Genomic DNA, 25,484 nt, shown 5'->3' with positions numbered 1-25,484 from the left:
CCCAAAATATGTACTCAAGCTATTTAATTATATATTTTAAATTTAAAATGTATGTATAATGTCGAACTTTATTGAATTTGAATAATATAATAAATCTGGTAAAATTATAATATTAACATTAAATATTAATTAATCATTCGCAAAAGGAGTAAGTTATGAAAAAATTAATTTTATCAAAAACTATAATGTTTATATTTATTTTAGCATTTATAAATTTATTTATAGCGGGATTTGGACCAGAAAATACCTTAATAGGTGTAACAGTAATAACTGCAATGTTAATGTTACTTGAAAGAGATTTAACTATATCACCTATTAAGAATACACTAAAACTTATAAGTATTAATGTATTTTTAGGGTTATTGTCTTTTATAGCTATACAAAATATATTTTTAGGAGTTGTATGTAATTTTATAGCTTTATTTATAATTGGCTATATATTTAGTTATGATCTTAGAAGTCCATTATATATAGCATTTGGATTACAATATCTATTTACTGTAGCAACTCCGATAAGTATAGGGCAATTACCAATACGCCTTTTAGCTTTAATAAGTGGGGCATTAATAATCATGATAGCTCAACTAGTAGTTAATAAAAATAAATTAATTAAAACTAGCAACAAACTACTTATTAATATTTGTAATGATATATTGCAAAAAATTAATTTATTACAAAATAATAAATATGACACTAAAGATTTAGATTTTAAAATAAACTCATCTTTAAAAACTTTAAAAAAGCTTCTTTATGATAATAGAAAAGAAAACTTTTTTATGACTCAAAAAGGAGTAAGTATTTTAAATATTTTATTTAATTTTGAAAGAATATCTATATTATTAGATAAATACAAGTGTGAATATAGCAATGAAGTTATGGATAGGGAAAAATCTCTTTCTCTTATAAAACAAGAGTTAAACAATTTAAAAGAATATATAAGTGAAAATATTAATGAAATAAAGTTTATTGATAAAGAAACAAAGTGTGTAGATTTATATGAATTTTATGATTCACTAGAGAATATATATTATCAGTTTGATGAATACAAAAAAAATGAAGTAGAAAAAGATATAGAAAATAAATTAGATGTACCTCATGAATTTAAAATGTCATATGTTTATAAAAGCAATCTTAATACAAATTCTATAAAATTTTCATATGCTATAAAAGTAGCTGTTGGAGTATCTATTGCAGGTTTTATAATGGATTACTTTAAGTTAAGTGAGGGTAGATGGATTATGTTTACTGTATTTTCACTTATACAACCGTATTATGAAAATTGTATAACAAAATCTAAGAAAAGAATAGTATCAACAATTATTGGAGGTATAATAGTTTTTACATTGTTTTCGATATTTAAAGATCAAAGTTCAAGAGGCATAATTATACTTTTAGCAGGATATATAAGTACTTATACTAAAGACTATAAAGATTTAATGATATGTAATACTATATCTGCAATAGGAGCTGCATGTCTTATTACTTCTCCAGGGGTATTTGTTTTAAATAGAATTGCTTTTGTAATATTAGGTACAGTAATAGCTTTATTAATAAACAAAATATTGCTTCCATATAATGCACAAAATGCATATAAATATTTAATAACTATGTATAAAAATGTCATAGCAGAAATGTCTAAAGAAATTAACTTATGTATAAAGAAAAAAAGTAATTTACATAAGGTAAAAAATCTTTTATTAATATCTACATTAATAGAAGATAAAATATTATCTATGAATAGCTTAGTTAAAGATGATAATCAAGACAAAATACTATCTAAAAAAAGAATGCTTATGAACAATATGTATAGTTTATATTTAAAATTAAATAGTAGCAAAAATAAAGAAATAGAATCTATATTTGTAAATAATAATTATATATTGACTTATAATTTAGATGAATTAGAAGAAGCTAAAGATTTAATATTAGAAAGTATAAACAATACAGATGATAAAAACAATAAAATAATATATAAAAACTTATTGCACATATTAGAAACTTCAGCTTCAGAAGAAACAAATTCTTATGCTTAAAAATGTGTTTAATTATATAAGAGTAGGGTATTTATTAATCATAATATGTAGGTTAGTTTAAATTTGATAAAGAAAAAGGAGTAAATCATATGATTTACTCCTTTTTCAATTTTAACTACATTAACTTATTTCTTTTAGAATAATCTTTATGTCTATTGTTATCATAACTTAACTTTGCATAAACACTTACTGTATGTCTACTTCTATTGTGTTTTATTTGTAAATCACTAAATTCTGCATCATCAGCATTACTTCTTAAGTAGTTTCTAACGACATCTTCTGCAGCTTGGTGATCTACATCTTCATAAACTTGAAAATAATTATTTTCACCTATTTCAAGTGTTAAATCATAATTACCATTATCTAATCTATTTCTCATTTCACTCATATTGTCCATTAGTTTACCTCCAAGTTAAATAATGTAGTCATAATTAAGTTTCTCCAAAGTAAACTAATTTTATTATATTTATAAAAGTTTTAGTATTGCTTTTTTAAATTCGTTTTCGTTTATATCTTCATTAAAATTTATAGAACCAATAACGGTACAATATTTATTTTCACTACCTTCATCCCATACAATAGAATGATCTAATATATCTTTACAAACTTTATTTAAATCAATTCCCATAGCTTCCATACTAAACCTTATTTTTTCAGGATATCTACAAGGTAAGTTATTTATATATGTACACTTTTTGCAATATTTACAACGACCTCCATCTGTTAATAATCCATTGAATTCTTTTTCTAAAGGTATAAGTATATCCGATAAAGCTTTCCTTAAGTATGAATGTAAAGTATCTATAGTTTTATCTTCATCTAAATTTATATACAGAGCTATTACTAAAGAGTATTTAAAATTTTTAGTATAATCATCAAATTTAGGACTATTTGGAGGACATGTATAATTTAAATTGTAATGAGGACATCCACTTTTGCAAAGCTCTGTAAAGTAATTAAAATCCATATATTTTGATAATACTTCATTTTTACATATATTAGCTTTTAAAATTATATCATTACTATCTTTATTAATATTTAAAGTTATCATATTTACACTCCTATAAATTATATTAATTAAATACTAATATTTCAGTTTTGCGATGTCAATATGTTCATCTTACAACTTTGTTACATTAAAAAATTATATACCATGTTATAATTATCTATATACCTTAATTTTCAATTATAATTAGCATGAACATGGAGGGATGTATTTTTGAGTAAAAAAAGAATTTTATTAGGTTTTGTAATATTATTAACAATTATAGCTATTGCTTTTTTTATAAAAATGTTTAATTTAAGAGAAATAGATAAAAAAGAAATAGATGTAGAACAGTTTATAAAATGTACTGATGAAGTTAGTTATTCTAAGGCACAGGTAAATTGGAAGTATGTAGCTAGTATAATAGGAGTTTTAGAAGATAACAAATTTAAAAATGTTTCTAATACTAAAATAAAAGAAATTGCTAATTTATTTATAATAAAAGATAAAGATAAATATAAAATAGAACCATTAAAAAACGTACTTTCTAAATTAAAATTTAATAAAAGAGAAATTAAAAGAGTTAATAAGTACATAGATGATTTAAAATATTACGGATTAAAACCATCAAGATTAAATCCTGATGGAAAATATATGGCATTTATAGATTCTATAGAAAATAGTGCAATAGCTAATTATAAAAAATATAAAATATTACCATCTATAACTATAGCCCAAGCTATACTTGAATCTAATTGGGGAGAATCCGAATTATCTTCTAAATATAATAATTTATTTGGTATAAAAGCTCATTCTTCTTGGAAAGGTGATTCTGTAAATATAGAAACTAGTGAATTTTATAATCAAGTTATAAACGATCAATTTAGAGCATATAAATCAAAAGCTGATTCTATAAAAGATCATGCTAAATTTTTAAGTGAAAATCCTAGATATAAAGGTGTTTTTAATAAATCTACATATATAGAGCAGGCTCAAGAGCTTCAAAATTCTGGATATAGTACAGTATCTGATCAAAGTGGAAATTTAACATATAAAAAGTTATTAGATCAAATAATTGAGCAATATAATTTACAATTAATTGATAGTAAGGTTCAAGAAATAAAGAGATAAAGATTTAAAATCTTTATCTCTTTATTTATATATAATTACTTTTTAAATAAATCTAACGGCATTATTTTTTCTTATATATATTTGTATTTACAAGTTCTTCTCTTATTTTGTTTCCTTCTTCATCTAAATATGTTCTTAATGTATCTACTTTTAGTTTATCTTTTTCATAAATAGATTTAGTGGATATATATATTTTTTCTTTATCTTTGATACAACCATATATCTTAGACGTAATAACACCATTATTAACAATATTTTTAATATATATAGGATGTTTTAGAGGGTTTTGAAATTTAAAGTCAGTATATCCGTATGAAACAGCAGCATCACGTCCGATTGGTGCATACCTTGATGCAAATGTATGATTATGAACTTCGGTTATATCCATACCTGAAATTAAAGCAGCATTATATATAGTAGTAGATACTTGACAAACGCCACCACCTTCACCATCAACATATTTTCCACCTATTATTACTTTTGCGGTTTTATATCCGTTATGCCATGTTCTAGAACCAGTTGATTTATTATATGAAAATTCATCATGGGGCATTATTAATTTATTACTAGTACTTTTGCCTGCAATATTTATATTGCTCCCTCTTGATGTTGTATGGTTAAATGTAGTACTAAATTGACCTAGTACCGCATTTATAGAATTAACATTTTCTGTAGATATTTTAGGATTAGTTATATCAACTGGTATACTTATATCACTAAGATTTTTGTTTACTATCATATCATAGATAGTTTCTTTTAATTTTACTTTATTTACTTTTTTACCATTTTTCGATTTAGTTCTTTTTATAGAGCCATTATCATCTATATTTATCGTGGCATCAATTGTTTCTATATCTATATCCTTACATATATTATTTATAATAGAACTTAGTTTATATTCGTTATAAGTTGACACTAACTTTATTTTAAATTTATCTTTTAATCGAAGATTAAATTTTCTTTTTATATTTTTGAAAATATCATCATTTCTTGTGTGTAAATAAGCTTTTTTTACAGCTTTATCTATATTAAAACTTAAATCTATATCTTGAGGATTTAAAGTATATGTTTTGTTTTCATAGGTTAATTTAATAGCTTTTTCTTTATATTTAGATTTAACTAAATTAATTGCATCTTTCGTGTTTAAAGATGATACATCTATATCTTCTATATATATATTTTTGTATATAACATTATCTTTTGATAGTGCCATACTTTTACTGCTAAAACCTAATAAAAAACTATATACAATAACTATAATTATCAAATATTTAAATTTGTGTTTCATATATAAAACTCCTTTATAATTATTCTTATATATATTGTCCTCAAATGTAGTTTTATATGTTTAAGTTTTTAAATTTATCAAATTATGATATAATAAAATTTTGATGAATGTTAAAACTAAATACGTACAAATATAGGAGGCTACTTATGGCAAATACATTTTATATAGTAAGACATGGTCAAACAAATTGGAATATTTTAGGTAAGACTCAAGGGCATGGAAATTCTGATTTAACAGTTAAAGGAATAGAACAAGCAACTGAGTTAGCTGAAAGTTTAGTAAAAAATCACCAAATAGACCACATATTTTCAAGTGATTTAGGACGAGCTGTTCAAACTGCAGATATACTTGGAAAAAGCTTAGGAGTTGAAGTTAAAAAGACCCCTGCACTTAGAGAAATGGGATTTGGTAAATGGGAAGGTCTTCTAATAGATGAAATAAAAAGTAAGTATGCTGATGTATATACTACTTGGAGAAATGAACCACATTTAGTAGAAATACCAGAAGGAGAAAATTTACATATAATAAAAGAAAGAGTAGATAAATTTATAAATAATCTTAATGAAAAGTATGATAATAAAAATATATTACTTGTTACTCATTCAGTAACAGTTAGAGTTATGCTTTTATCTTTCTTAAATTCAGGAATGGAAAATATATATAGAATAAAACAAGATAATACTGCTTTGAATATAGTAGAATTTAGAAACTATGGACCAGTTATAATAAAAATGAATGATACAACTCATATAAAAAACAATGAGAAAATTAATAATTCAGCACTTGAATAAGGAGATATACACATGTCAAAGGTTATAGTTGTTGGAGCTGGCCCCGCTGGAATAATGGCAGCACTTTCATCTTCAAAACAAAATGAAGTAATATTAATAGAAAGAAATAATGAAATAGGAAAAAAACTTAAACTTACAGGTGGTGGGAGATGTAATATCACCAATAATAGAAATATAGAAGATTTCTTTGATAAAGTTGTCAACAATAATAAGTTTTTATATAGTTCATTTTATACTTTTTCAAATTATGATTTGCTAGAATACTTTAGCAAAAATAATTTAGATTATAAAATTGAATATGATGAGAAAGTATATACAAAATCTGATAAAGCAGATGAAGTTATAGATACACTAAAAAAAGATCTTTTAAAAAATAAAGTTAATATAATTTATAATACAAAGGTTTGTGATTTAATAGTAGAAAACAATGAAGCTATAGGAGTTATAACTGATAATGGCGAAAAAATATTTTGTGATAAACTTATAATAACTACTGGTGGAAAAAGTCATCCTACAACTGGATCAGATGGATTTATGTTTGATATACTAAAAAAACATGGACATACTATAAAACCTTTATATCCTGCATTAATACCTTTAGTTACAAAGGAAAACTTTGTTAAGAATCTTCAAGGTGTAGCTATGAAAGAAGTAATTATAAGAACTAAAATTAAAAAGAAAAAAATAGAAACTAAAGGAGATATGATATTTACCCATTTTGGTATATCTGGGCCTGGTGTTTTAAAGTTTTCTTCATATATAAATAAAGCACTAGATAATGGTGAAGTAGAAATAACATTAGATTTTTTACCACATAGTTCAAAGGATGAAATATCTAAGATAATAAGAGAAAATCCTAATAAAAATGTTTTAACAAATTTAAAAGGAATACTACCTCAAAACTTTTTAAAAGAAATTTTAAGCTTACTTAATTTAAGTGAAGCTAAACCTAATGAACTAAAAAAAGAAGATGAAAATAAAATTATAGAATATATAAAAGAAATGAAATTAACAATAAAAGAAATGCTAACAATTAAAGCAGCTATGGTAACTAGTGGTGGTGTTAGTGTAAAAGAAATTAATGCATCAAATATGGAATCAAAATTAATTAAAAATTTATTCTTTGCTGGAGAAGTTATTGATGTAGATGCTGAAACAGGAGGATATAACCTTCAAATAGCTTTTTCAACAGGATATTTAGCAGGAAGTGACTATTAATGAGAATATTAGCAATTAGAGGAGCAACGACAGTTAAGAACAACTCAATAGACGAAATATTACATGAAACTAAAGTATTAGTTGAAAGTATTATAAAAGAAAATGATTTAAATATAGATGATATAATAAGTATGATATTTACAATGACTAACGATTTAGATTCAGTATATCCATCTGTAGCAGTTAGAGATATGCTAAATATTTGTGATACTCCGCTACTTAACTTTGAAGAAAAGTATATACAAGGTAGCCTTAGAAAATGTATCAGAGTTATGGTTAATGTAAACAGTGAAAAGAAAAAAAGTGATGTAAAACATATATACTTAAATGAAGCAAAAAAATTAAGACCAGATATAAGTAAATAGGAGTGAATAATATGAAGAATTTAGTAATAGCAGTAGATGGGCCAGCAGGAGCAGGAAAAAGTACAATAGCTAAAATAGTAGCAGATAAATTAAATATAAATTATATAGATACAGGGGCTATGTATAGAGCCATAACATACAAAGTACTTCAAAATAATATTGATGTAAATAATGAAGATCAAATAATTGAGATAGCAAAAAACAGCGATATAGATTTTAAAGATAATAATATATATTTAGATGGAAAAATATTAAAAGAAGAAATAAGAACTCCAGAAGTTAGTAATAATGTATCTAATATTGCACAAATAAAAGAAGTAAGATATTTAATGGTTGATGTTCAAAGAGAAATAGGAAATAAAAGTTCTGTTATCTTAGATGGTAGAGATATAGGATCTTATGTATTTCCTAAAGCAGATTATAAGTTTTTCTTAGTTGCATCTCCTGAAGAAAGAGGAGAAAGAAGATATAAAGAACTTATAAAAAAAGGATATGATACAACTTTAGAGGAAGTTATTAAAGATGTTATAAGAAGAGATGAAATAGATTCAAATAGAGAATTTGCTCCTTTAGTAAAAGCAAGTGATGCAATAGAGATTGATACTACAGGAAAAAGTATAGATGAAGTAGTAGAATCTGTTATAAGTAAAATAAGATAGTTTGAAGGGAGATTAATGTGAAATTTTATAATGTTGTAACGGGAGTTTTAAGAGTTTTCTCAAAGATGTTTTTTAAATTTGAGATAATAGGTCTTGAAAATGTTCCTAAGGAAGGACCTATTATATTAGCTGCTAATCATAAATCAAATTTAGATCCTATATTTTTAGCAGCTTCTATGCATAAAAATAGAGAAGTTACTGCTGTTGCTAAGAAAGAATTGTTTAACATAAAGCCTTTAGGATATATATTAAATAAAATAAATGTTATTCCTGTAGATAGAGATAACCCTACAGCATCTACAGTAAAAAACATTTTAAAAGCTTTAAGAAATGGCGGATGTATAGGGATGTTTCCTGAAGGTACTAGAAATAAAGAGGCAGGATTTTTAAAAGCTAAAGCAGGACTTGGAATGTTTGCTGTAAAAGGTAAAGCTTTAGTAATCCCTGTATCTATAATAACTACATACAAAGTATTTAATAAAGTAACTATATACATAGACAAGCCTATATCATTTGAAGATTATTATAAAGAAAAACTAAATACAGATGATTATCAAAGATTATCTCAAAATGTGTTAGAGGTAATAAAAGAAAATTACCATAAATATGCTAAGTAAGGGAGAAATTTAAATGAAAGTTAAAATAGCTAAAAATGCAGGCTTTTGTTTTGGAGTTAAGAGAGCTATGAAAATGGCTTGGGATGAATTAGAAAAAAGCAATGATGGCATATATGCACTTGGTCCACTTATTCATAATAAACAAGCTGTTTTAAAATATGAAGAAAATGGATTAAAAACTATAAATGAAGTAAATGATGTTCCTACATCAAATCGTATGATTATAAGAAGTCATGGAGTAGGGGAGAGTGTTTATATAGAATCTGATAAAAAAGGATTAGATGTTATAGACACTACTTGTCCATTTGTAAAAAAAATTCATGAAATAGCTAAAGATTATTATTCTAAAGGGTATAAAGTTATAGTTATAGGAGATGCCAAGCACCCTGAGGTTATGGGCATAAATGGATGGTGCAACAATGAAGCTATAATAATAAAGACTATTGAAGATTTAGAAAATGTTGAACTTGAAAAATCTAATAAGTATTGCATAGTAGCTCAAACTACTATAAATGTGGATTTATACAATAAGATAGTAGAAGCTTTATCTGATGAGCTTGAAGAAGTTGTTTTTAATAATACAATATGCTCTGCAACTAAAGTTAGACAAGAAGCTGCTAAAGAAATATCAAAAGAAGTTGACATGATGATAGTTGTTGGGGGTAAACATAGTTCTAACACTCAAAAGTTAGTTCAAATATGCATGGAATATGTTCCAACTTTAGCTATAGAGACTGTAGATGAACTAAATGAAGAAGATTTTAAAAATTATAATACTATAGGATTAACTGCTGGAGCTTCAACTCCAGATTGGATAATAGAAGAAGTTATAAATTATATAGAGTCTTTATAGATTTAACTAAAAAAATAGGTTACAATTGTAACCTATTTTTTTATGCCCAATTTCCATTTTTAAAAATTTCTATTTCTTTCCCATCAGAAGTTATACCTATTATATTCATATCACTTGATCCTATCATAAAATCTTCATGAGTTATACTATAGTTTATACCTAATTTATCCATATCTTCCTTAGGTATCTTACTACCATTTTTTATACTTGTTTTATATGCAGAACCTAAAGCTAAGTGACAAGATGCATTTTCATCATATAATGTAGTGTAATAAATTATTTCTGTATTAGATATAGGTGAATTATTCTCAACTAGTGCAACTTCACCTAAGTAACATGAACCTTCGTCTAATTCTAATAATGATTTTAAAGATTCATATCCAACTTTAGCAGTGTAATCCACAACCTTACCATCTCTAAATGTTAAAGTAAAATCATCTATTATAGTTCCATTATATATAAATGGTTTTGTATTTGATACTATACCAGTTACTTTATACTTATGAGGTAGAGTATAAACTTCTTCAGATGGGATATTTGCGTTAAATTCTATACCGTTTGGGTCAGTACTTGCTCCACCTGCCCAGATATGCCCTGGAGGTAATTCTATATGTAAATCAGTTTTAGAGGATTTAAAATGCATAGACACGAAATTATTTTTATTTAAAAACTCAACTTTTTTGTTAAGTTTATTATTATGTATTTTCCATTCTTTTATAGGATCATCTTTGTCTATCCTAGTACATTTGAATATATAGTCCCATAACTTGTTTACAGCTTCATCTTCATTTAGATCACTAAATACTTTAGATGCCCATTCCTTACTAGGTACTGATACTATAGTCCATCTTATTTTATCAGTTATTATAGCTTCTCTCCATAAAGGTATACTTTTATTGTAGGCTTTACTAACTCTTTGCATTGTTGACGGATCAACATCTTTAAATATTGTTGGATTAGATGAATCTATGTTTATAATACAAGCCCCTTGTTCTAATAAGTAATTATATTTTTCGATTTTCCATTTAGGTAATTCATCGAATACCTCACTTGGAGCTTTTAAATATCTTATTAAAGAAGCTTCTTCATCATTCCATTCTATTTCAACATCCCTAGCTCCTAATTCATAAGCTGCATCTACTATTTTCCTAGCAAAGTCTTTACATGATATAGGTGCTCTTAAAAGAAGTATTTGTCCCTTTTGTAAATTAACTCCTGTTTTAACAGCTAAATGTGCATATTTTTTTAACTTGGTTTCAAAACTCATAATAACCTCCATATATATTTATTAATTAAATTATATAACAAGTTTTTATAATATAGTTAAAATAATATATTAACTATTTAAAATATATAGTTAAATATAGTTTACATAATTATATTATTATAAACTTTAATTTGGATTTTTATATAAATAGTTAATATTTTCTTGTATAAGCTTTTATACAGTGTTTTATTATGGAAGATTAATGTATGGTTATTTATAGCAAATAAATTCGTTAAAATCTAATTTAAAAAAGCAAAATTTCAAATAAAATATACAGAACATTTGTTCTTGTTGCAAAAAATAAGCATTTAAAATAAATTGTTTATATTTTATATCTTAATAAAGCTTGGTATTTAAAAGGTAATTGAATTAATAATTAGATTAATATACATAATATAGTTATAACAGTTTTGGTGGTGATTAAATGAAAATATTAAATTTAAATACTCAAATATATGTAGATAATTTTAAAGAAGATTTTTATAACCAAAATAATTCTTATTTAATATTATCTACTCCATATGAATTAAATAAAATTCAAAAAGTTTTAAGCATAGACGAGATGACATTTAAAGATTGTCTTAATTTTGATGAAAATATAAAATTAGATTTATTTGATAATTATGATTTTTTAAGTTTAAATACTTTTGAACTTAAAAATAACAAAGCAATAATACATGAAATTAATATCTATTTAGCTGATAATTATATCTTAGTAGTATCAGATAAAGACCATTTTATATATGATTATATTTTAAAACTAATGAAAGCAAATTTTATAACCAATAGTAATACAGATGTAGTTTTATTTAAAATAAACTATTTAATATTTAAAGAACTTATAGTAAATGGATTTGAAAGTTTAGAAAAATTAGAAGATATTATATTAGATATGGAAGATAAAATGTTAGAAGGAGTAGAGGATAAACACTTTCATCAAATAAGTTATATAAGAGGGTTAACTAGAACTGTAGTAAAAAACATAAGACCACTTCTTTATATAGGAGATAGGATATTAAAAGAAAATATAAGATACCTAACATATACAGATATAAAAAAGCATAATTTAGAAAATTTACAAAGTATAGACTTTGGTATAGATAAACTTTATAATTTTGCCATTTCTACTAGAGAATTAGCTGATAAACTTTTAGATATATACTCATCACAAGTAGCTGAGAAAACTAATAGCTTAATAACTAAGTTAACTTTACTTACTGCTATTTCTGCTCCTTTAACTATAATAACAGGTATATATGGTATGAACTTTAAATTTATGCCTGAGCTTGAATGGTACTTTGGATATCCTTTAACATTAGGCGTTATGTTTTCAATTATGGCTATAAGCATATTAATATTTAAACTAAAAAAACTCCTTTAAATTTAAAGTTATTATATGTATTAGTTATTTTGATATAATATTAATTATATTAATATATGGGAGGTAGCTATGCTTATAAAAACTATAGACAACATAAACTTATATGTAGATAAAGTAGGTAACGGATATAATTGTATATATATACATGGAGGCCCTGGTGCTTGGAGTAAGGACTTTGAAGTCTTTTGTGGAGATTATTTAAGCAATTACTTAAGTATGATTTATATAGATCAAAGAGGTTGTGGTAGGTCAGAAGGAACTATGTATTCTGATTATTCTATAGATACTATAATAGAAGATATAGAAGACATTAGAAAGGAACTTAAAATAGATAAATGCATATTGCTTGCACATTCATTTGGAGGTATTATAGCAACAAAGTATGCTTATAAATATAAACAATATGTAAAAGGGCTTATACTTATGAATTGTACATTGGATATGAAAGAATCTCTTAAAAGTCAAATAAATGAAGGATGTAAGCTTTTAGGTATTGATACAATAGATTATTGTGATAATTTAATAGAAGTTTGGAAAAAAATAGCCTTTAACCTTGTTATGGAAAATAAGTATTATAAATTACAATATAAAAAATATAGTAATTTCCTTAAAGTAGAAGATATAGATAAAGATATGTTAAATACTAATATGTCTAACCAAGCTTTTAATAATGAAAGTTATTTTTATGATTACAGAAATGTTAGCAGTGAAATAGAAGTTCCTACCTTGATTATATGTGGAAATAAAGATTACGCTATTGGAATTAATCATTATAAAACTTTTAATTTTAAAAATAGCATAGTTAAAATTATTAATGGTAAACATAATCCGTATATAGAGGATACTTTAGAATTAGTTAATATAATAAAAAATTTTGTTTTGTCTCTTTAGAAAATAATGATTAATGATAAAAATTAAAATTAGACTTAATATCAGATTTTTAAATATGAAATAACGACAGTTTACATAATTTTATTATTTTATACTTTCTCCAATTTCAAAATTAAGATTTCAAAATTAACTTGTTAAAATTGAATATAAAGCATTTTATGTATTAAAATGAATAAATATATAACAAAGCAAAATCCGACGTCTTAAAATGGAATTTAAGAGGTCGGATTTTTGCAGTTTTAACCTAAATTAAATAGTACTTCAGAAATTTTATCACTAGCTTCTTTATCCATTTCTTTGAGTACATGAGAGTATATATTAAGAGTTGTATTTATATTTGAATGACCAACTCTTTCAGAAATTACTCTTATAGGAACTTTAGAATTTATAAGTAAAGTTACATGAGTATGACGCAAATCATGAAACCTTATGTGTTTTAAATTATTCTCTTTTAAAAACCTATTAAATTTTTTACTAAGTACATCTTGAGCTATAGGGTTTTCGTTTTTATTAAAGAAAAGCAAATTTAAATTATTTTTTATTTTCCCTTGTAATTTCATTTCTATTTGTTCTTTTTTGTAAGTTTTTAGACGATTCATTAGTTCATTTGGTGCTGAAATAGTTCTTGCTGAACTTTCAGTTTTAGGATCTTTTAATATAACTTCACCGTTGTTTCTCACTGTTATTTTTTCTATTGTGACGGTATTGTTATTAAAGTCGATATTATTCCATGTCAATCCTAAAATTTCGGATATTCTAAGGCCTAAACCACTCGCTATAAAAATAGGTAATTCTAAAGAAGTTCCAATACATTTTTCAAGAAGCTTATGCATATCATCTTTATTATATATGTTGTTTTTAAACTTTTTCACTCTAGGTATTTCCACATATTCAACTATATTTTCTCGAATAAGCTTTAATCTATAAGCTTTTTTTATAGCAAGTTTTAATATATTTATATGTATCTTTAATGTTTGAGGGCTAAGTATATCTACTAAGTCATCAACATAATTTTGTATGTGTATAGGTTTTAGATCTTCAATTTTATATCTTCCCAGCATAGGAATTATATATTTATTACATATTCTAAGATAACAATTGTATGTAGTGATGGATATATTCACTTTATATTTTTCTAAAAAATCTTTTAAAAAATTTTCTAGAGTCATAGCATTTGGTAGCAATAAATCGTTGTTGTAGATATTATCTTTTAGTTCTGTTAGTCTTTTGGATGCATCTCTTTTTTTCTCGTATGAACCCATATTTTTTTGTATTTTTTTCTTAGTTTCTGGATCTTTATATTCTAAATAAACTATATAGTTTTTGCTTCTTTTTCTAATAAATGCAAAACTCATCTTTTCCCTCCAATAAAATACATTATAGTATTTATTGTAACATAAAAGTGAAATAAAAAACATTTAAATATCTGACATAAAACTGACATGAAACTATATTTTATTAATGAAAGTATTGGAATTACTGATTTTTTAAAATTTGACATAAAACTATATATTTTATGTCTTTAAATATATAAAGGTATATCTAAGAAGTTATAATTTTAAAAATCATATAATATTCTTAAGATATACCTTTACTGATTACTTAACTAAAAAAGAGCAACAATTAGTTTGTTTATAGTTTTCTGCTTCATTTCCAGAAACAAATATATTATCACATCTACACTCTCTATTTTCATTATGAACACAGTGAGTAACGTTACACATAACATGTTCACATTCACTTTCTATATTACTTTTCATACTTTTATGTACACTAATAAATGTTGTACAATAAACTTCTTTTAAGTTATCAGGATGAGGACCATCAACTTTTATAGATCCACTATGGCAATTTTCATTTTTATTATAACAGCATGTAGTTGCACTACAGTTAATCTTTGGCATAATAAATTCACTCCTTATATATTTATCGTTATTAATAGTATGTGCATAAATCAAATAAAAAATTGATAAAAATAAGTACTATTTTCAAGATATATATTTAGTGTCATGTAATGATTATTAACCATATATTATATTGTGACTAATATATAAAAGGAATGATAGACATTGGAAAAAAATACAAAATATTCATATATCAGTAGCAACCTTAAATTAGCTTTGGCTAAAAAATTCAATATGCATATATCAGAAATAACAAAAGAATTTTTAAGCACGTTAACTGAAATAGATTTACCTGGTAATAATATCAAAAATATAGAAGGAATAGAATTTGCTAAAAATGCAACCTATATAAACCTTACAAGAAATAATATCCATGATGCTTCTTGTTTAAGTAATCTTAAAAATTTAACCACTTTAGAACTAAATGAAAATAAAATAGAGGATATAAATTTCTTAAAAAATCTAAAAAATCTAAAAAATGTAGGATTAGAAAGTAATAACATAAAAAATATACCTAATTTAAAAAATAATATTAAATTAAATATGATTAACTTAGATAATAACAAGATTTTAAATTTGTCAAATTTAACTAATGATAATTTTAGAAATTTGACTATACTAGCTAGTGATCAAAATATTTTACTTGAACCTATAGAAATTGATTTTGGAAAAACTGTATTATTTTCATCTAAAGTGAAATGGGATGACGATACATTGGTATTTTTAGATAATGTTCAAGTGAGCGGAGAGTACGATAGAGTACATACAGATGAAGTTCCATCTATTTTGTATTCTATATCAGAAGTTTTTATAACAAATATAAAATCAGATTGTGTATTGAAAGTAGATTTTTATCATGAAGATGTATCTACCTATCCACGAATATTAAGTGGAACAATTATTCAGCCTATTTATTTAACTAAAAATTCAAAAGTAATAAACAAAAAAGATGCATTAGATAAAAAATTAGAAACCTCTCAAGTACAAGGTTGTATAAAATTAGAAAATCCCACAAATTCTAAAAAAATTAATAATTTATATATATTTAATAATAAGATAATAACTCTTATAAATGATAAAGGTGATACTTTATATACTACAACTAATGAAGTAGGAGAATATGTATTTGATAACGTACCTTTAGGTAAATACACACTATTATTTCCTGTTTTATCAGATTATAATTATACTTCAGCTAGCGTGCATTCTTTAAATATAAAAAGTAAAGATAAATATATAGTAAATGCATCAACTAAATTTATTAATTGAAAGAGTAGTAGTTAAATACTACTCTTTTTTAATTTACTTTGAAAATTTAACCAAATATTATATATTTTTTAAAAAATGTTAAAATTTTTAAGAAAAAGTTTGATTATATATATTATGTAGGTATATAATATATATAAATTTGTTTTTTTGCAAAAATTAATAATAAATAGAAAGGATGTATTAAGATGAAAGTTAAAGTTGCAGATACTGCTATAAGTACTTTAAAAGATATTTTAGCTGACAATCAAGATAGACCTAAAAATATAAGAGTTTATTTTGCAGGTGTTGGATGAGGCGGTCCATCATTTGGACTTGCTCTGGATGAGCAAAACGGAGACGATTTAACATATGAAGTTGAAGGATTAAACTTCATAATGAGTAAAGAAGATCATACTAAGTATGGAGATATAGTTATAGAAGATACTGGATATGGCTTTAGAGTTGCCCCTGAAAACCAAGCTGATGGTGGATGTGGCGGAGGATGCTCTGGCTGCGGACATTAATAACTATTTTTAAAGAGTATTGGTTATCCAATACTCTTTAATTTTGAATTAAACAAAATATTAGGAGTATATCATGAGAAGACGTAAGAAAAAAGGAGCTGATGCTAAATTATTAAGTTATGATAATTTAGTTATAAAAGGCGATACATTAGATTTAAAAGGAAAGTGGAATGAAAGATTTAAAAATAGTAATCCCATACATGCTGAATTTGGAACTGGTAGAGGTAAATTTATAACTACTTTAGCTAAGCAAAACCCACACATAAATTATATAGCTATGGAAATAAAAGAAGAAGTTTTATTAAAAGCTGTAGAAAAAGCTGTTGATAATAAATTAGATAATATATTATTTGTATGGGGAGATGTAAACAAAATACTAGATTATTTTGATAATGGTGAACTATCTAGAGTTTATGTTAATTTCTGCGATCCATGGCCAAAGAAAAGATGGTATAAAAGAAGATTAACTTATAGAGGTTTTTTAGAAAATTATAAAACTATATTAAATAAATCAGGAGAAATACATTTTAAAACAGATAATGAAAAACTATTTGAATTTAGTTTAAATGAATTTTCAGAAGCTGATTTAAAACTTAAAAATATAACACTTGATTTAGAAAATAGTGATTACGAAGGAAATGTTACAACTGAATATGAAGATAAATTTATGTCTTATGGTATGAAGATATATAGAGTAGAAGGTATAAAAAGATAAATGGAGTTAAAAAACTCCATTTTTTCTTTTTATACAATAAAGTCCAAATAAAACTATCAATATGTACACTAAATATAATATTATTCTTATACTTTGTATGTTAATTCCAAATATACAATTTACCAGTGTAGTATCTGGTAATAAAACTAAAATAGCTGATATAGAAATAAGCAGAGGATTTATAACTATTTGTTTATCACTTCTCAAAACCATAATTTTCCCAACCCATATAAAAGATAAAATGGCAAACAATATTTTAAGTATAGTTTCAACAGTGTTCAACATAATCATGCTCCCTTATTAATTAATTGATAAGTTGTTTTAATAGTAATTACAACCTATCAAAAGTATACACAAAAGAATTAACTTTAACAAGTTAATTTTTTAATATATATTAAAGTAAATTTAAAAAATTTGCATTATATATTAAATAAATATATATACTATCAATAAAATACTTTAATAAAGGAGATTAACATGTGCATAAACTTATATAAAAATAAAACGACATCATCTAATCAAATACTTGATAAAGACTATGATTTATTAAGAAAAATTTATACATCTATAGATAATAACAATATGGAAAATATAAAATTATTTACACAAGAATTAATAGACCAACATTCAGAAAAAAACAATAACGATATATCCTATCTAGAAGAAGCTTTAAATAATTTAAAATAACTTAAAATATCTTTAATATCCCTCTTAATATGTGCATATTATCTTATATGATAATATTTTATTACGGGGGAACTGATATGGATAAAGCATTTTTAAATTGGTATACTCAATCACTCGGAGGGATTTTAGGATTAATTGCATGTATATGGGCTTATTTAAATGGAGATATGGCTGTATATGGTCATATATTTAAAAATTTAGATGAAATTGGTATATGTGGATTTATAGCTAGTTATATATTAATACCTTTGTGTATAATTATAACAATATTAGGAGCTATTGAATCTTATACTAAAAATACTACTTTATCATATTTAAATAAAATTTTGATAATAGCAACTAGTGTAGTAGGTTTTTTAGGTTCTAAAATATATTTTATAATTCCATCTATATTTATTTTATTTAAAAATTATAGTCATCTTATATTTACTGATAAAAACTTAGATACAGAAAAAACTAATTCAGACACATTAAAAGATTTTAAAATTAAAAAGATTTCTTATGATTCTACTAAATTATATAATATATCAAAAAGTAGGAGACCTAATAAAAATCTTGAAAAAACTAAAGGAGAAATGGCTGTAGAACTTCTTCTTAAAGGTGCCGATAAAAATTTTATATGTGAAATAACAAACCTAACTCTAGAAGAATTAAATTCTATAGAGAAAAAAATAAACTAAGTTAAGTGTTACTTTTTATAAAAGTAGCACTTTTTTTGTTTTATAAAACTTATTTTATGATATAATATTAATACCTGGTAATAATACAAGGAGGTAATTATGAATTTAAAAGAAATAAAAGAAATATTATTGACTATAGATAAAACTAATTTGACATACGTGAACTTAAAAGAAAAGGATTTTACTTTAGAAGTATCTAAATCAAAGAATACTAAAACTAAAGATGAAATTCTATTAACTGATTCTACTATTGATAAACAAGATGTTTTAGAAACTATTAATCAAATCTCAGTTGATGATGATATCCACTTAATTAAAACTCCTATAATGGGAACTTTTTATGAATCACCAAGTCCTGAATCTAGCCCTTTCGTTAGAGTAGGGGATAAAGTTAACAAAGGAGATACACTTTGTATAATAGAAGCTATGAAGCTTATGAATGAAATACATAGTGATGTAGATGGAGAAATAGTTGAAGTATTACTTAAAAATGAAGATTTAGTTGAATACAATCAACCATTATTTAAAATAAAAACAATTTAGTTTAGGAGGCAGTTATATGATTAAAAGATTATTAATTGCAAATAGAGGAGATATAGCTGTTAGAATAATACGTACATGCAAAGAATTAAATATAGAAACAGTTGCTATATACTCTGAAATAGACAAAGAAAGCTTACATAGATACTTAGCAGATGAATCAATATGTATAGGACCTAATAATATAAGTAAAAGTTATAACAATATAGATAATATAATATATTTAGCAAAAAAGATGAATTGTGATGCAATACATCCAGGTTTTGGTTTTTTATCAGAAAATGTTAACTTTGCTAAAACTTGCATAGAAAACGATATAACGTTTATAGGTCCAACACCTAATCAAATAGAACTTATGGGCAATAAGTCAAAAGCACGTGAAACTATGATAAATTTAAATGTACCTGTTGTACCTGGTTCTAAATCTGTTTTAAAAAACAAAGAAGAAGCAAAAAAATTAGCCAATTCAATTGGATATCCAGTTATGATTAAAGCCTCTAGTGGTGGAGGTGGAAAAGGAATGAGAATCATATATAATGAAAGTGAATTTAGTTCATTATTTGATATAGCAAAATCTGAAGCTTTATGTTCTTTTGGAGATGATTCCTTGTATATAGAAAAGTATATAGAAAATCCAAGACATATAGAAGTTCAAGTATTTGGAGATAGCTTTAATAATGTTATACATCTTGGTGATAGGGATTGTTCTATGCAAAGAAGAAATCAAAAGCTTATAGAAGAATCATTAAGTACTTATTTAGATGATAATCAAAGACAAAAACTTTATGATGTATCATTAGCATTAACAAAAGGTATAAATTATATAGGAGCTGGAACTATAGAGTTTATAGTTGATAAAAATAAGAACTTTTACTTTATAGAAATGAATACAAGAATACAAGTAGAACATCCAGTTACAGAAATGATTACGGGGATAGATCTTATAAAATTACAAATTCTTGTCGCAAGTAAAAAAAGAATACCTTATAAACAAGAAGATATACACTTTAGAGGTCATGCTATAGAGTGTAGAATAAATGCAGAAGACTCTAATGATGATTTTAAGCCTTGCCCTGGTAAAATAGACTCTATACATATTCCAGGAGGATTTGGAGTAAGATTTGATACATTTATATATCCGGGTTATTCAATCCCTCCTATATATGATTCTATGTTAGGTAAATTAATTTGTATAGCTGATACTAGGAATGATTGTATAAATAGAATGAGTAGAGCTTTAGATGAGATAATTATAGAAGGAATTACTACAAATATAGATTTTCAAAGAGAACTTATTAACTCAAGTGAATTCATAGAAAATACTCATCATACAAAATTTATTGAAACTAGCTTTATTAAAAGTTTAAGTATTTAATCAAGGAGATTTTACTATGATCAAAAAATTCTTAAATAAAAAAGAAAAAAATTATGCAGTTGTTAATTTAAATAAAAATTTTAAAGAAAATAGTGTAGATGATAAGTTTTGGATTTATTGTGAGTCTTGTAATAATCAAATATTTAGAAAAGATTTTGAAGATAATTTAAATATATGTCCAAAGTGTAATAAACATTATGATTTTGAAGCCAGAAATAGAATAAGTTTACTAATAGATCATAATACTTTTGAAGAATTTGATTATGATTTGAAATTTGAAAATGTACTTGATTTTCCTGATTATGAGAAAAAGTTATTAAAATATAAGAAGTTGACAAATGAAAAAGAAGCTGTAATAACAGGTTTAGGGCTTATAAATAATATAAAGGTTATTTTATGTGTTATGAATCCAAGCTTTATGATGGGAAGTATGGGTGCTATAGTAGGTGAGAAGCTAACTTTAGCTATAGAGTATGCTATAGTTAACAAACTTCCTCTTATAATTTCTTGTGCATCTGGAGGAGCTAGAATGCAAGAAGGAATTATATCTCTTATGCAAATGGCTAAAACATCCCAAGCTCTATGTAAATTATCAAATTCAGGCATTTTATATATTTCTATACTTACTAATCCAACAACTGGAGGAGTTACAGCAAGTTTTGCAATGCTTGGAGACATAATTTTAGCAGAACCAAATGCTTTGATTGCTTTTGCTGGTCCAAGGGTAATAAAGCAAACTATTAAACAAAATTTACCTAAGGGATTTCAAACTTCTGAGTTTTTATTAGAACATGGATTTATAGATATGATAGTAAATAGAAATAAAATGAAAGAAAATTTATATAATATACTTAGTTTACATGGTTATAACTGTGAAGAAGGTGATTTAATTGTACATACAGAACATTAGTTCGGATAATAAAATAAACAAGCTAAAAGATAGTATAAAACAGTTAAAAGAAATATCTATTCAAAATAACTTTGATTTAAATAAAGAAATAGAGAAATTAGAAAATAAGCTTATATATATTGAAAATACTAAGTTTAAAGAATTATCGCCCTGGGATAGAGTTTCTATAAGTAGAGATATCAAAAGACCAAGTGCCAAAAATTACATAAAGAACATATGTTCTTTGTTTATAGAACTTCACGGAGATAGATTATATAAAGATGATCTTTCCATAATTGGAGGAATTGGTAGGATAGGAAATTTTGAAGTTACACTAATAGGCCATCAAAAGGGTAAAGATATAACTGAACAAGTAAAAAGAAACTTTGGTATGCCTCACCCTGAAGGCTATAGAAAAGCTTTAAGATTAATGAAACAAGCTGAAAAGTTTAATAGACCTATAGTAACCTTTATAGATACTCCAGGAGCCTTTTGCGGCATAGAAGCTGAAGAACGTGGTCAAGGTGAAGCTATTGCCAAAAACTTACTCGAAATGAGCTCTCTTACTGTACCTATAATATCTATCGTTATTGGAGAAGGGGGAAGTGGTGGAGCACTAGGGATAGGAGTATCAAATGAGATAGCTATGCTTGAGAATTCTGTTTATTCTGTAATTTCTCCAGAAGGGCTTTCAAGCATACTTTTCAAAGATTCTTCTAAATCAAAAGAGTCAAGTAATCTTATGAAGCTTACAAGTTTAGATTTAAAAGAACTAGGTATTGTAGATTATATAATAAAAGAGCCCTTAAATACAGCTTATAGCGATATAGAAACTGTATCAAGTGATATAAAAAAATATATTGTAAATAGACTTAACTTTTATAAAGATTTTAGTAAAGATGATATAGTAAGTCACAGATATAATAAATTTAGAAATATAGGAGTTTATTAGGTTATAAGTTAGTATACTTTTTAGCTATCAAATAGAGGGTTTTTTAGTTTTCTTATAGAATTTGTAGTTAAATAGCACAATATATAAAGATATAATAGGGGGATGTTGAAATGGAAATATTAAAAGTTTCATCAAAATCTAATCCAAATTCTGTAGCAGGAGCTTTAGCTGGAGTAATAAGAGAAAAAGGTAGTGCAGAAATTCAAGCAATAGGTGCAGGGGCTTTAAATCAAGCTATAAAATCAATAGCTGTTGCAAGAGGTTTTGTTGCACCAAGTGGTATAGACTTAGTATGTATTCCATCATTTACTGATGTAGATATAGACGGAGAAGAAAGAACAGCGATTAAACTTGTAGTTGATTGTAAATAAGTGTTAAGAGACTATTTAAAAGTAGTCTCTTTTTTTATTTTTGAATAAGATTAATATAATGGGAAAACATAAATTAAGAAAAGTAAGGAGGTGTTTTTATGCAACTTAGAAGAGCAGTTGAAATATGCAATAATAATGATAATGACAATGTAACATTATATTATTACAATAAACCAGTAAAATTAGTTAGTGTAGATAATAATATTGGAACAGCTTATGTAAAAGCTTTAAATGATGATGCGCAATTTGAAGTTAACTTAGAATCATTACATGAAAATGAAAATAAATAGATTAAAAAAAGTCATTTAAAAGCTTATTTTAGCTTAAAATGGCTTTTTTATTTATCTAGATTTAGATAAATGTAATTAATGATAATATTTATATTATCATTAATTACATTACTTATATAAGTTATAAGTAAAAAAGAAATATATTATATTAAATATATAATTTTAGATACATATACATAGAGAGTAGTTCTTATTTTAAAATATAACTATACTTTAAATGTATATTTAGGGAATAGTTAATGATATTTAAAATAAATAACTATATTTATATATGTTTTCAGACTCTTTAACCAAATATATAAATTTATATCCATCTTCTCTTTTTGTTTATTTTTTATAATCATAAATATTTGCAAACTAATCAAAGTTTATATTTAAAGTTATATTTTATAAAACATATAATATATAGATTTATATTCAATATAAAATTTATATATTATTAATATATCTTATTAAATCCACAATTTAACTATAATATTTGCTTTAGTTAATATTTATATTTTTTTAATAACTTAGCTTCTTTAATGATTTAAAATCTTCACCTTTTAACTAAGTATATAAATTTAAGGAATAGTTGAATTCAAAAAAACTCTATGCTATATTTAAAATATTAATAAAATTACTTATTGGAGGTATTTACCAAGATATGTCACAACATAAGGTTATAAAAATACATAATAAATCAGATAAACCAGATAATATAGTTTTAAGAGATAATAAGGTTATAGAAAAATGTATACAAGTTGAAAATAACCTTCCTAAATTTATGAAAGATTATTGTATCTATTTAAAAGGATCTGTATCAGTTACTACTAGACTGGCTTATTTAGAAGATATACAGTTCTTTTGTAATTATTTATTAGAAACTAAGGAAGTTACAATAGCTGATGAAATAAAAGATATTACACTTGATGAATTTAATAAAATTAAAGCAAGAGATGTTAATTTATTCTTAGGAGATTATTGTACACGTTATTATAAACAAACTGATAAAAGTACTCTTATTTATGAAAATAACAATCGCGCTTTAGCTCGTAAAAAGTCATCCTTGTCTACTCTATTTAAGTTTCTTTATAGAAATTCACAACTTGAAAATAACATAACTGATGGATTTAACCCCATTAAGCTTCCTAAGCCTCAACCAGATGCAATTAAGCGTCTTGAAATAGATGAAGTTGCTAAAATGTTAGAAGCTGTTGAAACTGGATATGGACTTACTGATAAAGAAAAAGTTTATTGGAAAAAAACTAAGCTTCGAGATAAAGCTATACTAGCATTATTTGTTACTTACGGTCTTAGATTAAATGAGCTTCGTGAACTTAATATTTCTTCATTTAATTTTTCTAGAGGTGAATTTAAGATTTATAGAAAACGTGGGAAAGAAGTTTTAATGCCTATAAACAAAACTTGTGAATTAGTTATTAAAGACTACATATTAAACGAGAGACCTAAAAGTGAAATACTAAATGAAGATGTTGAAGATGCTTTGTTTTTATCTCTTCAAAATAAAAGAATGGATCCTAAGTCAATAAGACAGCTAGTTAAAAAATATACATCAATTTCTATGGAAACGTCTAGAGATAATGGATATAGTCCTCATAAGTTAAGAGCTACTGCGGCTACGTCTTTAATTCAAAATGGTTTTTCTATATATGACGTTCAAAACTTATTAGACCATGATAATGTTACAACTACTCAGTTATATGCAGCACATAAGAAAAATGTTAAACGAGATATAGTAAATAACTTTGAATGGATAGATGAATCAAATGATCATAATGATTAATTTAAAGCCTAAGAACAAATGTTTGTATAAAAGCACTTGATATG

At 24.6% G+C, this 25,484-nt stretch carries 29 protein-coding genes; 22 read left to right on the top strand and 7 right to left on the bottom strand.

Features of this window, described 5'->3' with window-relative positions; genetic code table 11:
- The first annotated feature begins 155 nt into the window (after window positions 1–155).
- On the top strand, window positions 156–2,033 hold the full coding sequence (locus ABFX13_RS05635; protein ID WP_346043657.1) for an FUSC family protein: 1,878 nt from the start codon (window positions 156–158) through the stop codon (window positions 2,031–2,033).
- Between the two features lie 115 nt (window positions 2,034–2,148).
- Here ABFX13_RS05635 and ABFX13_RS05630 read toward each other — a convergent pair whose 3' ends face one another.
- A complete protein-coding gene (locus tag ABFX13_RS05630; RefSeq protein WP_346043655.1) occupies window positions 2,149–2,430 on the bottom strand; it encodes a hypothetical protein in 282 nt (93 codons plus the stop codon).
- Between the two features lie 69 nt (window positions 2,431–2,499).
- Window positions 2,500–3,084 carry a DUF2284 domain-containing protein gene (locus ABFX13_RS05625; RefSeq protein WP_346043653.1) on the bottom strand — a complete coding sequence of 195 codons (585 nt, stop codon included), beginning with the start codon at window positions 3,082–3,084 and terminating at the stop codon, window positions 2,500–2,502.
- Between the two features lie 168 nt (window positions 3,085–3,252).
- Here ABFX13_RS05625 and ABFX13_RS05620 point away from each other — a divergent pair, with 168 nt between their 5' ends.
- Window positions 3,253–4,149, top strand: coding sequence for a glycoside hydrolase family 73 protein (locus ABFX13_RS05620; protein WP_346043651.1), 897 nt, complete (start codon window positions 3,253–3,255; stop codon window positions 4,147–4,149).
- A 61-nt stretch (window positions 4,150–4,210) separates the two neighbouring features.
- On the opposite strand, the gene ABFX13_RS05615 is transcribed toward ABFX13_RS05620, so the two are convergent.
- Entirely contained in the window at window positions 4,211–5,437 is a 1,227-nt protein-coding gene (locus ABFX13_RS05615; RefSeq protein WP_346043649.1) for a VanW family protein, read from the bottom strand.
- Window positions 5,438–5,583: 146 nt separating this feature from the next.
- Between ABFX13_RS05615 and ABFX13_RS05610 the strand changes: the two genes are divergently transcribed.
- The 6 genes from ABFX13_RS05610 to ABFX13_RS05585 are packed head-to-tail and all read left to right on the top strand — an operon-like array spanning window position 5,584 to window position 9,940.
- Window positions 5,584–6,228: a histidine phosphatase family protein gene (locus tag ABFX13_RS05610; protein WP_346043646.1), complete on the top strand. Its 645-nt coding sequence runs from the start codon at window positions 5,584–5,586 to the stop codon at window positions 6,226–6,228.
- 12 nt (window positions 6,229–6,240) lie between these two features.
- On the top strand, window positions 6,241–7,446 hold the full coding sequence (locus ABFX13_RS05605; protein ID WP_346043643.1) for a BaiN/RdsA family NAD(P)/FAD-dependent oxidoreductase: 1,206 nt from the start codon (window positions 6,241–6,243) through the stop codon (window positions 7,444–7,446).
- Window positions 7,446–7,811, top strand: a complete 366-nt coding sequence (gene aroH / locus ABFX13_RS05600) for a chorismate mutase (RefSeq protein WP_346043641.1) — start codon at window positions 7,446–7,448, stop codon at window positions 7,809–7,811. Before ABFX13_RS05605 ends, aroH begins: the two co-directional genes overlap by 1 nt.
- Before the next feature lie 11 nt (window positions 7,812–7,822).
- Window positions 7,823–8,470: a (d)CMP kinase gene (gene cmk, locus ABFX13_RS05595; protein WP_346043639.1), complete on the top strand. Its 648-nt coding sequence runs from the start codon at window positions 7,823–7,825 to the stop codon at window positions 8,468–8,470.
- A gap of 17 nt (window positions 8,471–8,487) precedes the next feature.
- Complete coding sequence (locus ABFX13_RS05590) at window positions 8,488–9,087, top strand: lysophospholipid acyltransferase family protein (RefSeq protein WP_346043636.1); 600 nt, start codon at window positions 8,488–8,490, stop codon at window positions 9,085–9,087.
- Between the two features lie 13 nt (window positions 9,088–9,100).
- A complete protein-coding gene (locus ABFX13_RS05585; protein ID WP_346043634.1) occupies window positions 9,101–9,940 on the top strand; it encodes a 4-hydroxy-3-methylbut-2-enyl diphosphate reductase in 840 nt (279 codons plus the stop codon).
- A gap of 40 nt (window positions 9,941–9,980) precedes the next feature.
- Here ABFX13_RS05585 and ABFX13_RS05580 read toward each other — a convergent pair whose 3' ends face one another.
- Complete coding sequence (locus tag ABFX13_RS05580; RefSeq protein WP_346043631.1) at window positions 9,981–11,207, bottom strand: aminopeptidase; 1,227 nt, start codon at window positions 11,205–11,207, stop codon at window positions 9,981–9,983.
- Window positions 11,208–11,631: 424 nt separating this feature from the next.
- Here ABFX13_RS05580 and ABFX13_RS05575 point away from each other — a divergent pair, with 424 nt between their 5' ends.
- Window positions 11,632–12,588, top strand: coding sequence for a magnesium transporter CorA family protein (locus ABFX13_RS05575; protein ID WP_346043629.1), 957 nt, complete (start codon window positions 11,632–11,634; stop codon window positions 12,586–12,588).
- A 69-nt stretch (window positions 12,589–12,657) separates the two neighbouring features.
- The gene (locus tag ABFX13_RS05570; RefSeq protein ID WP_346043627.1) at window positions 12,658–13,479 is read left to right on the top strand and encodes an alpha/beta fold hydrolase; all 822 of its coding nucleotides are present in this window, start codon (window positions 12,658–12,660) and stop codon (window positions 13,477–13,479) included.
- Between the two features lie 239 nt (window positions 13,480–13,718).
- On the opposite strand, the gene ABFX13_RS05565 is transcribed toward ABFX13_RS05570, so the two are convergent.
- A complete protein-coding gene (locus ABFX13_RS05565; protein ID WP_346043625.1) occupies window positions 13,719–14,834 on the bottom strand; it encodes a tyrosine-type recombinase/integrase in 1,116 nt (371 codons plus the stop codon).
- Window positions 14,835–15,077: 243 nt separating this feature from the next.
- Window positions 15,078–15,383 carry a DUF1540 domain-containing protein gene (locus ABFX13_RS05560; protein ID WP_346043622.1) on the bottom strand — a complete coding sequence of 102 codons (306 nt, stop codon included), beginning with the start codon at window positions 15,381–15,383 and terminating at the stop codon, window positions 15,078–15,080.
- Between the two features lie 165 nt (window positions 15,384–15,548).
- Between ABFX13_RS05560 and ABFX13_RS05555 the strand changes: the two genes are divergently transcribed.
- The 3 genes from ABFX13_RS05555 (at window position 15,549) to trmB (ending at window position 17,870) form a co-directional block, all read left to right on the top strand.
- Window positions 15,549–16,652: a hypothetical protein gene (locus tag ABFX13_RS05555; RefSeq protein ID WP_346043620.1), complete on the top strand. Its 1,104-nt coding sequence runs from the start codon at window positions 15,549–15,551 to the stop codon at window positions 16,650–16,652.
- A gap of 374 nt (window positions 16,653–17,026) precedes the next feature.
- Complete coding sequence (locus ABFX13_RS05550) at window positions 17,027–17,155, top strand: hypothetical protein (protein WP_270648037.1); 129 nt, start codon at window positions 17,027–17,029, stop codon at window positions 17,153–17,155.
- Between the two features lie 73 nt (window positions 17,156–17,228).
- The gene (gene trmB / locus ABFX13_RS05545) at window positions 17,229–17,870 is read left to right on the top strand and encodes a tRNA (guanosine(46)-N7)-methyltransferase TrmB (RefSeq protein ID WP_346043617.1); all 642 of its coding nucleotides are present in this window, start codon (window positions 17,229–17,231) and stop codon (window positions 17,868–17,870) included.
- Window positions 17,871–17,876: 6 nt separating this feature from the next.
- Here the strand turns inward: trmB and ABFX13_RS05540 are convergent, their stop codons facing one another.
- Complete coding sequence (locus tag ABFX13_RS05540) at window positions 17,877–18,155, bottom strand: hypothetical protein (protein ID WP_346043615.1); 279 nt, start codon at window positions 18,153–18,155, stop codon at window positions 17,877–17,879.
- 192 nt (window positions 18,156–18,347) lie between these two features.
- Here ABFX13_RS05540 and ABFX13_RS05535 point away from each other — a divergent pair, with 192 nt between their 5' ends.
- The 9 genes from ABFX13_RS05535 (at window position 18,348) to ABFX13_RS05495 (ending at window position 25,440) form a co-directional block, all read left to right on the top strand.
- Complete coding sequence (locus tag ABFX13_RS05535) at window positions 18,348–18,557, top strand: hypothetical protein (RefSeq protein WP_346043613.1); 210 nt, start codon at window positions 18,348–18,350, stop codon at window positions 18,555–18,557.
- 77 nt (window positions 18,558–18,634) lie between these two features.
- On the top strand, window positions 18,635–19,237 hold the full coding sequence (locus ABFX13_RS05530; protein ID WP_346043610.1) for a hypothetical protein: 603 nt from the start codon (window positions 18,635–18,637) through the stop codon (window positions 19,235–19,237).
- A 99-nt stretch (window positions 19,238–19,336) separates the two neighbouring features.
- Window positions 19,337–19,780, top strand: a complete 444-nt coding sequence (accB, locus tag ABFX13_RS05525; protein ID WP_346043607.1) for an acetyl-CoA carboxylase biotin carboxyl carrier protein — start codon at window positions 19,337–19,339, stop codon at window positions 19,778–19,780.
- A 16-nt stretch (window positions 19,781–19,796) separates the two neighbouring features.
- Window positions 19,797–21,152 carry an acetyl-CoA carboxylase biotin carboxylase subunit gene (gene accC / locus ABFX13_RS05520; RefSeq protein ID WP_346043605.1) on the top strand — a complete coding sequence of 452 codons (1,356 nt, stop codon included), beginning with the start codon at window positions 19,797–19,799 and terminating at the stop codon, window positions 21,150–21,152.
- 16 nt (window positions 21,153–21,168) lie between these two features.
- Window positions 21,169–22,062 (top strand): acetyl-CoA carboxylase, carboxyltransferase subunit beta, encoded by an 894-nt coding sequence (accD, locus tag ABFX13_RS05515; RefSeq protein WP_346043603.1) that lies wholly within the window; start codon window positions 21,169–21,171, stop codon window positions 22,060–22,062.
- Window positions 22,043–22,993 carry an acetyl-CoA carboxylase carboxyltransferase subunit alpha gene (locus tag ABFX13_RS05510; protein WP_428833862.1) on the top strand — a complete coding sequence of 317 codons (951 nt, stop codon included), beginning with the start codon at window positions 22,043–22,045 and terminating at the stop codon, window positions 22,991–22,993. Before accD ends, ABFX13_RS05510 begins: the two co-directional genes overlap by 20 nt.
- Window positions 22,994–23,103: 110 nt before the next feature.
- Window positions 23,104–23,364: a stage V sporulation protein S gene (locus ABFX13_RS05505; protein ID WP_346043600.1), complete on the top strand. Its 261-nt coding sequence runs from the start codon at window positions 23,104–23,106 to the stop codon at window positions 23,362–23,364.
- 98 nt (window positions 23,365–23,462) lie between these two features.
- Window positions 23,463–23,654, top strand: coding sequence for a small, acid-soluble spore protein, H family (locus ABFX13_RS05500; protein WP_346043598.1), 192 nt, complete (start codon window positions 23,463–23,465; stop codon window positions 23,652–23,654).
- 646 nt (window positions 23,655–24,300) lie between these two features.
- Window positions 24,301–25,440: a tyrosine-type recombinase/integrase gene (locus ABFX13_RS05495; RefSeq protein WP_346043595.1), complete on the top strand. Its 1,140-nt coding sequence runs from the start codon at window positions 24,301–24,303 to the stop codon at window positions 25,438–25,440.
- Window positions 25,441–25,484: the final 44 nt, after the last annotated feature.

It is taken from the genome of Paraclostridium tenue, assembly GCF_039521565.1.
Lineage (GTDB): Bacteria > Bacillota > Clostridia > Peptostreptococcales > Peptostreptococcaceae > Paraclostridium > Paraclostridium tenue.
This window is presented reverse-complemented; position numbering and strand designations above follow the sequence as displayed.